The following is a 7,936-nucleotide window of genomic DNA, read 5'->3' on the forward strand; positions in this document are numbered from 1 at the left end:
GCGCGTACCCGACGGAGCTGCCGACGCCGCTCGACACGGCCACCGCCCGCGACCCGCGCTCCGGCGAGCCGGGGGTGCTGGTGCGCCTGCTCGACGCCGACGGCGCCGAGCTGCACGCCGAGCGGCGGCTGTCCGGGCGGATCCTCGAGCCCGCCGAGGTGCCGGGCGCCGCGACGGTCGAGCTCCAGGCGCTGCTGCGGCCGCCGTCGAGCGGCGAGTGGCGGCTGACCGTCGGCGGGTGGGCCGCGGTATCGCTGACCGCGGACGGCCGGCCGGTCGTCGACGAGGACATCCCGGTCGGCACCAACGACCCGGCCACCGTGCACCTCGCGCCGTCGTTCCGCTCCGGCATGCTGGCGGTCACCGAGGGCGTCGACGTGCACCTGGTGGCGCGCCGCGAGCTCGCACCGGGCACCGGGGTCGCGACGCTGCTGGCCGCCGACCCGCCGCGGCGGCGCGCGGTCGACGAGCTGGCCGCCGCGGTCGCGCTGGCCGCGGAGGCGGACGCGGCCGTCGTCGTGGTTGGCACCACCGACGAGATCGAGAGCGAGGGCTTCGACCGGACCACGCTGGCCCTGCCGGGTGGGCAGGACGAGCTGGTCCGCGCCGTGGCCGGGGCGAACCCGAACACGGTCGTGGTAGTCAACTCCGGCGGGCCGGTGCTGCTGCCGTGGCGCGACGAGGTGCCCGCGGTGCTGCTCAGCTGGTTCCCCGGCGAGCAGGCCGGGCACGGGCTCGCCGACGTGCTCTTCGGCACGGCCGAGCCGGGTGGGCGGCTGCCGACCACCTGGCCGGCCGCCGAGGCCGACGTGCCGGTCCTCGACACCCGGCCGGCGGCCGGGGTGCTGACGTACGCGGAGGGGCTGGACATCGGCTACCGGGCGTGGCTCGCCTCCGGGGTGGAGCCGGCGTACTGGTTCGGGCACGGCCTCGGCTACACCACCTGGTCCTATGAGGACATCTCGGTGTCCGAACCGGACGGTCATGCCTGCTCGGTGCGGGTTCGGTTGCGCAACACGGGATCCCGGCCCGGCCGCGAGGTCGTGCAGGTGTACCTGGCCCGTCCGGACGGCTCGGTGCGGCGGCCGCGGCGGTGGCTCGCCGGCTTCGCCGCGGTGACCGCCGGGCCGGGCGGCGTGGTGGACGCGGTGGTCGAGGTCCCGAAGCGGGCCGTCGAGCACTGGACGGAGCAGGGGTGGGCGCTCGAGCCGGGCACGTTCACGGTCCACGCGGGCCGGTCCGCGGGCGACCTGCCGCTGACCGCGGCCGTCACGCTCTGAGCCGTTTCGGAGAGCGCTCTCCCGTACGATGAGGGCGTGACTGACGGAGTGCCGACCCTGGAGGACGTGGCCCGGGTCGCCGGCGTGTCCCGGGCGACGGTCTCCCGGGTGATCAACGGCATCCGCAACGTGGACACGGAGATCCAGAAGGTCGTCCGGCGGGCCATCGAGGAGACCGGGTACGCCCCCAACCGGGTCGCGCGCTCGCTGGTGACGCGGCGGACCGGGGCGGTGGCGCTGGTCGTGTCGGGCGCGGGGGAGCCGGACGGGCCGGTCGACCCGCGGTACTCGAGCCGGGTGTTCGGCGACCCGTTCTTCGGCCGGGTGGTCGGCGGCGTGGTCGACTTCCTGCGCCGGCACGCCATGCACCCGCTGCTGATGCTGGCCGACACCGAGGCGGCGCGCGCGGAGGTGGTCGCCCATCTGCGGCAGGGCGGCGCGGACGGCGCGCTGCTGGTGTCCACGCACGCGGCGGACCCGCTGCCGGGCATGTGCGTGCGGGCGGCGCTGCCGGTGGTGCTGTTCGCGCGGCCGACGCCGCCGGTCCCGATCAGCTACGTCGACGTCGCGCACCGGGCCGGCGCCGAGCTCGCGGCCGACCATCTCGCGGCGCGCGGCCGGCGCCGGGTGGCGTCGATCTCCGGGCCGCTGGACGTGCCGGCGAGCCGGGATCGGCTGGCCGGCTTCCGCGACGCGATGGCCCGGCACGGCCACGCGCACGTGCCGAACGAGGCGGGCAACTTCACCCACGACAGCGGCGAGGTGGCGATGACCCGGCTGCTCGCGGCGCAGCCGGACATCGACGCCGTGTTCGCCGCGAACGACCTGATGGCCCAGGGCGCGCTGGCCGTGCTGGCGCACGCGGGCCGCCGCGTCCCGGACGACGTGGCGCTCGTCGGCTTCGACGACAGCAGCCCGGCGCGGTCCTGCCGGCCGCAGCTGACCACGGTCCGCCAGCCGGTGGAGGAGATGGGCGCGGAGATGGCCCGCCTTCTGCTCGCCCACATCGAGGACCCGGCCGCCCCGCCTCGCTCGGTGATCTTCGACCCGACGCTGGTGGTCCGCGACTCGGCCTAGGCTCCTCCGGGTGACCAACCAGAAGGAACGCATGCTCGCGGGGGAGCCATACCTCCCCGACGACCCGGAGCTCGACGAGGACCGGCGACGCGCGGCCGCGGCGCACTCGCGGTTCAACACCGCGGCCGACCACCGGCCGCTGTACGAACTGATGAAGGTGGGCGAGGACGTGGAGATCCGCGCGCCGTTCCGGGTGGAGTACGGCTACCAGACCACCATCGGGCCGCGGACGTTCATCGGCCACAACGCCACCTTCCTCGACATCGCGAGGATCACCATCGGCGCGGACGTCCAAATAGGACCGAACGTGGGGCTGTACACCGCGACTCACCCGGTCGATCCCGAGCTGCGGCGTGCCAGGTGGGAGGGCGGCGAGCCGATCACGATCGGCGACAACGTCTGGTTCGGCGGCGGGGTCGTCGTGTGCCCGGGTGTGACGATCGGGGAGAACACCGTGGTGGGCGCCGGCGCGGTGGTCCCGCGCGACCTGCCGCCGAACGTGGTCGCGGTCGGCAACCCGGCACGCGTGGTCAGGCAGGTGTGAGACGGGGCGCCGCGGGCAGGATCCGCGGCGCCCCTGGCGAGGCCGGTACGGCGGCCTCGTTCGACTACGGGTAGTTCGGTACGTAGCTCACCTGGTGCGGCAGGTTAGCCACCTCACCCGTGTCGTTGATGACGCGGTTGATCGTCCCCACGCCACCCAGTGAGACCGTGACCAGACCGTGGAAGCGCACCCCGGACCGGTTGGGCACCTCGAACCCACGGCTGGCCACGACGGCCGGGTTGGTGTTGAAGAAGCAGTACACACCGACTCCCCACGCCTCGTGGCTCGTCACCGAGTCGGCGACCTTGTACGACGCCCAGCCCTGCGCGCCGCCGCCCGAGCTGCCCCACGCCGCGTTGCTCGGCGGGTCGTAGGGCATCTCGTTCTGGTAGAAGTACGTCCGGCCGCCCTCGCCGTTCCAGATCGTGTTGTACTGCTGGTAGTGCTCGACGAACAGGCCGTACATCGTGACGTTGGCGCCGTTGACCACGAGCCCGTTCTGGGCTGTGTTGGTGTTCCACCCGATGCCGGTGCCGTGGTCGCCGCGCCACAGCCACATGTGGTCGCCGATCACGTCGTTGCTGTTGACCCGCAACGAGACCGTGGCCTTCCCGGCGTGCGCGCCGCCGACCCGGAAGAACACGTCGTGCAGCGAGGTCGGGTTCGCCGAGTGGTTCGCCGAGGAGCCGGCCGGGCCGATCTCCGCGAGCACCGGCGAGTTCTGCGGGCCGGCGTCGAGCAGCAGGCCGGCCAGCTTCACGCCGTCCACATCGGACACGAGGAGCGCGGCCTGGCCGGTGTCCGGCGTCAGCGTGGCGAGCCCGATGCCCAGCACGATCGTGTTCGGGTTGGTCACCCGCAGCGGCTCGTTCAGGTGGTGCACGCCCGGCGTGAACAGCAGGTGCTTGCCCTCCGCCAGCGCGGCGTTGATCGTCGCGGCCGGTGTGCCGGTCTGCACGACGTAGAAGTCCGCGAGCGACACCGACGTGCCGGCCGGCGCGCCGGAGCCCCACGACGTCCCACTCGTGTTCTGCCGCAGCGCCGGCACGAACACCCGGTACTCGCCGTTGCCGGCGACGTGGAGGAACGGCTTCTCGCGGATCTTCGGCGTGCTGGCCACGACCGTGTGCGACGGGTTCGGGAAGTGCTGCGGCGGCGTGCCCGTGCTGCCGGTGAACACCATGTTCCACACCGAACCGGACCAGCCGCCGCGCAGCTCGCTGTTGCGGGTGAAGAACTGCTGCTGTGAGCCGGACTCGACGACGCCGTCGATGCGCGAGTCGGCGATCAGCCCGCCGCTCGCCCAACCGTCGCCGCCGTTCCACAGCTGGACCTGGCCCCGCAGGTGCATCCGCCGGTACGGCGCGGCCTGCGAGACGGCCCACCGCTCGATCTGGCCGGCCGGCAGCGTCACCGACAGGTTCTCCGCCGCACGCCAGAAGTTCTGCGTGGCGTTGCCCTTGTTGTCCGGGTTGTCGCCCTGCTGCAGCCAGTCCGCCTCGACCCGGACGTGGCCGTTGAGGTTGACGTCGTCCGGCGACATGCCCAGCCCGGCGACGTGGGTGTAGAAGCGCAGGTTGACGTCGGCGTCGTAGGTGCCGGGCTTGAACAGCACGGCGTAGCGCTCGGTGCCGAACTGGTTGGTCTTCATCTGCGCCGCGATCGAGTCGAGCCGGCTCTGGATGGTGCCGGCCGGCGTCGAGGGGTCGTAGACGAAGGTGTTCGGGCCGAGGTTCGGGTTGAACGGGTCGGTGTCCGGCACGCCCGGGCCGGTGCCGCCGTCGGTGAACACGGCCAGCTCCCACAGCGAGTAGCCGTAGCCGGTGGCGCGGGCGGTGCCGTTCATGCGGACGTAGCGCCCGGATCCCGTGAGGTCGATCGACTGGGTGCCGCCGGTGCCGGTGGTCGTCGAGTGGACGGTGTTCCAGGTGGTGCCGTTGTCGGACAGCTGGATCTGGAACGCGCGGCCGTACGCCGCCTCCCAGTTGAGGGTGACCCGGCAGACCGGCCTAACGCTGCCGAGGTCCACCTGGAGCCACTGTGGATCACTGAAGGCGCTGGACCAGCGGGTGCCGGTGTTGCCGTCGACGGCCGCGCTCGCGGGAGTGCCGGCGTTCTCCGTGGAGGACGCGGTCGCGGGGCGGCCCTGGGCGATGTTGGCGGTGCCGCACGCCGCGGCCGCCGCGGGTGTGCTGCTCGCGCCGATCGCGGTCACCGTGGCGAGCGCCGTCGCGGCGACCGCGAGCAGGGCGGTCAGTCTGGGAGGTCTCATGGTGGTCCTAACCGGGTGCAGGGTGTATCGATCCAGTCAGAAGAGAAACCGGTTCCGGAACCGGTTCCGGAGTATGTGATGCATTTAACAGCGAGGGCTGCCGATGCGTCAAGAAAGGCAGGTCAGGCCGGGGCGGACTCGCGGATCACCAGAGACGTGGGGACCACGTGCGGGACGGTGGGGAGGTCGGCGCCGTTGAGGTTGTCGAGCAGCATCGAGGCCGCGGCTTCGCCCATCTCGCGGGACGGCTGGCGCACCGTGGTCAGCGCCGGGCGGGTGTGCGCGGCGATGGAGATGTCGTCGAAGCCGACCACCGCCACGTCGGCCGGCACCGCGCGGCCGGCCGCGCTCAGGCCGTCCAGCACGCCGACCGCCATCAGGTCGTTGTGGGCGAACACCGCGTCGAAGGCGAGCTTCGTGGCGATCAGGTCGTCGACCGCCGTCTGGCCGCCGCCGCGGGTGAAGTCGCCCTCGACGACCAGGCGCGGGTCCAGCCGGACACCGGCTCCGGCCAGCCGGGCGTGCAGGCCCGCCGACCGGTCCCGCGTGCAGCCGAACTCCGCCGGACCGGTGACCATCGCGATGCTGCGCCGGCCGCTGCCGAGCAGGTGCGCGGCGGCGTCGGCGGCGCCGTCGCGGTTGCTCGTCGCCACCGACGGGAAGCCGGGGTGGTGGCCCCGGTCGTCGATCATGACGACCGGCAGCCCGCCCATGTGCAGCGACGTGATGTAGCTCAGCGTGTCCGGCGGCTCGACCAGCAGCAGCCCGTCGAACGCGTTGGCCGAGACGTGCCGGGCGAACTGCGTCAGCGAGTCCGCGCCCCGGTTCATCGTGTTCAGCAGCAGCCCGTACCCGCGCGCCTCGAGCACGTCCGCGACTCCCTGCAGCACGTCGCCCATCCACGGCCAGGTCAACCCCGGCACGAGCATGCCCACTGTCTGTGTGCGACCCCGGGCGAGGCCGACCGCGCCCGCGCTGGGTGTGTAGCCGGTGGCCGCGATGACCTCGCGGACGCGGATCGCGGTGCTCGCGTCCACGTCGCCCTTGTTGTTGAGCACGCGCGACACCGTGGTCTTGCTGACCCTGGCCCGCCGGGCGACTTCGGCGATGGTGACGCGCACTGCGTCAGAATACGGGGATGAGCACCACGTTCCAGCGTGCGCGGCGACCGGAGCAGGTGGCCGCCCGCCGCGAGGCCATCCTGACCGCGGCGGCACAGATGCTGCGCGAGCGGCCGGTCGCGGACATCTCGCTGCGTGAGCTCGCCGAGCGCGTCGGGCTCGCGAAGTCCAATGTGCTGCGTTACTTCGACAGCCGCGAGGCGATCTTCCTCGAGGTGCTGGACCGGACGTGGACGGCGTGGCTCGACGGGCTCGAGCTCGACCCCGGCCGCTCGCGAGCCCGCCACGTCCGGGAGACCCGGGTGGCCACCGAGATCGCCACCTCGCTGATCGGCGAGCCGCTGCTGTGCGACCTGTTCGCCGCGATGGCCTCGGTGCTGGAGCGCAACATCTCCCTCGAGGTGGCTCGCGACTTCAAGGGTCGCTTCACGGCCAACACCGCCCGGTTCGCGGAGCTGGTCCGCGCGGCGGTCCCGGTCCTCGACGAGGCGGGCGCGACGCACTTCGCCGGCGCCGTGGTCGTGCTCGTCGCCGGCCTGTGGCCGCACGCCAAGCCGACCGAGGTGGTCGCGACCGCGTCGGCCGAGCTCGGCCACCCGTGCGGGGCCGACCTGTTCGCCGGCGGGCTGACCGAAGGCCTGGTCAACCAGCTCGTCGGGCTGGCGGCACGCGCGACGTGAATAGGCCCGCCCGGACCCGCTTCCCCGATGATGACATCTCATCGCGGGTCCGGGCGGGGATTCAGGGGGGCCCGGTACCCAGCTCCACCGCCACCCGGTGGGTCAGCGGAGCGAGCTGCCCGTCCTCCAGCAGGCCGTGCTCGGCGAGCCGGCGCGCGACCGCCGGCGAGAGCTCGCCGGCCGCGACGCCGTCGGTGCCCAGGTACTGGAACGCCGCCGCGGCCGCATGGTCCATAATGGACATTTCGCGGTAGCGAGCCAGGAGGCGGGCCCTCAGGTCCAGGTCGTCAACGGCCAGCTCGTCCAGCACCATGCCGCTCGACAGGCGCCCGGCGAGCTCCGCGAGGCCCAGCCGCGGGTCGGCGATCAGCACCGCGGCGGCCGCGCGAACGGCGAGCGCCAGGTGGTCGCAGCGGTCGACGAGCTCCACGGCGGCCCACTCCGGGGTGAGCCGCGGGCGGCCGACGAGCCGGCCGAGCATCGCCACGGCGGCCGGGGTCGACAGTCGCCCGACGGTGACCCGGCAGGTGGCGTCGATCGCGGCGAGCGGGGTGTCGGCGGTGATCAGGAACCCGCAGCCGGGCTCCGCGACGAGCAGCGGTCGCAGCTGCGCGGCCGACGTGCAGTGGTCGACGACGACGAGCTCGCGGCGGCCGGCCAGGGTCGAGCGCCAGTGCGCGGAGTCGAGCGCGGAGTCGAGCGCGGTGTCGGTGAGGTCGACGAAGCGCTGGCCGTCGGGATAGCACCAGGCCGCCTGGTGCGCCGCGCGCAGCGCCACCGCGGACTTGCCGGCGCCGGGCGGCCCGTGCACGACGACCACCCGCGCGCCCTCGTCGTCCGGGGTGCACAGGGCGGCCACGACCGTGCGGACCTCCTCCGCGCGGTTCACCAGCGTCACCTGGCGCGGCAGCTCGCAGCGCGAGCCGCCGGCCGCGGCCGGGCCGGTGGCCGGGCGCTCCAGC

Annotated in this window: 6 protein-coding genes and 1 pseudogene; 4 read left to right on the plus strand and 3 right to left on the minus strand. The window is 73.5% G+C overall.

Annotated features, from left to right (window positions below; all coding sequences use genetic code 11):
- The 3 genes from ACRDSK_RS29375 to ACRDSK_RS29385 all read left to right on the plus strand — a co-directional run.
- Window positions 1-1,280 (plus strand): glycoside hydrolase family 3 C-terminal domain-containing protein (locus ACRDSK_RS29375; protein ID WP_431444608.1); only part of this gene is annotated, 1,280 nt, incomplete at its 5' end.
- Between the two features lie 36 nt (window positions 1,281-1,316).
- Window positions 1,317-2,357, plus strand: a complete 1,041-nt coding sequence (locus ACRDSK_RS29380) for a LacI family DNA-binding transcriptional regulator (protein ID WP_431444609.1) — start codon at window positions 1,317-1,319, stop codon at window positions 2,355-2,357.
- A 10-nt stretch (window positions 2,358-2,367) separates the two neighbouring features.
- Window positions 2,368-2,901 carry a sugar O-acetyltransferase gene (locus tag ACRDSK_RS29385; RefSeq protein ID WP_431444610.1) on the plus strand — a complete coding sequence of 178 codons (534 nt, stop codon included), beginning with the start codon at window positions 2,368-2,370 and terminating at the stop codon, window positions 2,899-2,901.
- A 64-nt stretch (window positions 2,902-2,965) separates the two neighbouring features.
- Here the strand turns inward: ACRDSK_RS29385 and ACRDSK_RS29390 are convergent, their stop codons facing one another.
- Together ACRDSK_RS29390 and ACRDSK_RS29395 are read right to left on the minus strand one after the other, a co-directional pair.
- The gene (locus tag ACRDSK_RS29390; RefSeq protein ID WP_431444611.1) at window positions 2,966-5,173 is read right to left on the minus strand and encodes a discoidin domain-containing protein; all 2,208 of its coding nucleotides are present in this window, start codon (window positions 5,171-5,173) and stop codon (window positions 2,966-2,968) included.
- Between the two features lie 122 nt (window positions 5,174-5,295).
- The gene (locus ACRDSK_RS29395) at window positions 5,296-6,294 is read right to left on the minus strand and encodes a LacI family DNA-binding transcriptional regulator (protein WP_431444612.1); all 999 of its coding nucleotides are present in this window, start codon (window positions 6,292-6,294) and stop codon (window positions 5,296-5,298) included.
- Window positions 6,295-6,311: 17 nt separating this feature from the next.
- On the opposite strand from ACRDSK_RS29395, the gene ACRDSK_RS29400 reads away from it, so the two are divergent.
- On the plus strand, window positions 6,312-6,974 hold the full coding sequence (locus ACRDSK_RS29400) for a TetR family transcriptional regulator (RefSeq protein WP_431444613.1): 663 nt from the start codon (window positions 6,312-6,314) through the stop codon (window positions 6,972-6,974).
- A 61-nt stretch (window positions 6,975-7,035) separates the two neighbouring features.
- Here the strand turns inward: ACRDSK_RS29400 and ACRDSK_RS29405 are convergent.
- Window positions 7,036-7,936, minus strand: a pseudogene (locus ACRDSK_RS29405) (hypothetical protein); the annotation flags it as partial.

The sequence above is a fragment of the Actinophytocola sp. genome, assembly GCF_050699915.1.
In the GTDB taxonomy this organism is placed as follows: Bacteria; Actinomycetota; Actinomycetes; order Mycobacteriales; family Pseudonocardiaceae; genus Actinophytocola.

Coding starts and splice junctions, on each gene's coding strand:
- ACRDSK_RS29400 (WP_431444613.1), top strand. CDS start 6,312: ATGAGCACCACGTTCCAGCGTGCGCGGCGACCGGAGCAGGTGGCCGCC.
- ACRDSK_RS29390 (WP_431444611.1), bottom strand. CDS start 5,173: ATGAGACCTCCCAGACTGACCGCCCTGCTCGCGGTCGCCGCGACGGCG.